This window comes from Phenylobacterium sp. (assembly GCF_036821595.1).
Taxonomy (GTDB): Bacteria; Pseudomonadota; Alphaproteobacteria; order Caulobacterales; family Caulobacteraceae; genus Phenylobacterium.
In genome coordinates this window covers 1-1165 of sequence record NZ_DAISJG010000187.1, presented here as the reverse complement: position 1 = coordinate 1165, position 1165 = coordinate 1, and the positions used below count along the sequence as shown (strand labels likewise).

General features: G+C 72.0%; 2 protein-coding genes. Both read left to right on the top strand.

Features of this window, described 5'->3' with window-relative positions; genetic code table 11:
• Positions 1-368: enolase C-terminal domain-like protein (locus tag V7Z97_RS20500; RefSeq protein WP_334165486.1), on the top strand; the 368-nt coding region annotated here is incomplete at its 5' end.
• A 66-nt stretch (positions 369-434) separates the two neighbouring features.
• Positions 435-1165 (top strand): FadR/GntR family transcriptional regulator (locus V7Z97_RS20495; RefSeq protein WP_334165485.1); only part of this gene is annotated, 731 nt, incomplete at its 3' end.

The following is a 1165-nucleotide window of genomic DNA, read 5'->3' as shown; positions in this document are numbered from 1 at the left end:
ACATCCGCGCCACCGTGGTGCACGCCGGCGGCATCACCCACCTGCGCCGGATCGCGGGCCTGGCCGACCTCTACGGCGTGCGCACCGGCTGCCACGGCGCCACCGACCTGTCACCCGTGAGCATGGCGGCGGCCCTGCACTTCGACCTGTCGATCCCCAATTTCGGGGTGCAGGAGTACATGCGCCACACCGCCGAGACCGACGCGGTCTTCCCCCACGCCTACAGCTTCGCGGCCGGCGACCTGCACCCCGGCGAAGCGCCCGGCCTGGGCGTCGACATCGACGAGGCGGCCGCCGCGAAGTTCCCCTACCGCCGGGCCTACCTGCCGGTCGCGCGGCGGGAGGACGGCTCCATGCACGACTGGTGATCCTCGGCTATGGTGGCGACTCCCAAGCGCCCCCCGGCGCGCCGACCAGCGGAAGTCACGGAGCCCATGGCCGCCAGCGGCAAGCTATACCGACGGCTCGCCGACCAGATCGCCGGCGAGATCGAGGCGGGCAAGTACAAGGTCGGCGAGCGGCTCCCCACCGAGCGGGAGCTGGCCGAGCAGTTCGGCGTCAGCCGACCCACCCTGCGCGAAGCGCTGATCGCGCTGGAGATGCAGGGCATGATCGAGGCCCGCCACGGCATGGGCATCTACGTCACGCGCGCCCAGCCGCCGCTCGCGTCCGCCGCCTATGACGTCGAGATCGGGGCCTTCGAGCTGATCGAGGCGCGGCGCCTGTTCGAAGGCGAGGCCGCGGCCTTGGCCGCCGCCACCATCGACGACGAGTCGATCGCCGAACTGGAGCGCCTGCTCACCCTGATGGCCGACGAGGACGAGCTGAAGGGCGAGGACGCCGACAAGGAGTTCCACATGGTGATCGCCCGCGCGACCGGGAACGGCGCGATCATCGCCACGATCGAGAACATGTGGGAGCTGCGCAACCGCAGCCCGCTGGCCCGCAACATCCTGACCCGCGCCCGCGGCACCGGACTGGAGCCGCGCATCGTGGAGCACCGCCGCGTTCTGGACGCGCTGAAGGCGCATGACCCCGCCGCCGCCCGCCAGGCCATGCGCGACCACCTGGAGCGGGTCATCGAGCACCTGCTGCGCGCCACCGAGACCGAGGCCCTGGAGCGCGCCCAGCAGGAGAGCAAGGCCCGCCGCAGCCAGATCGCCAA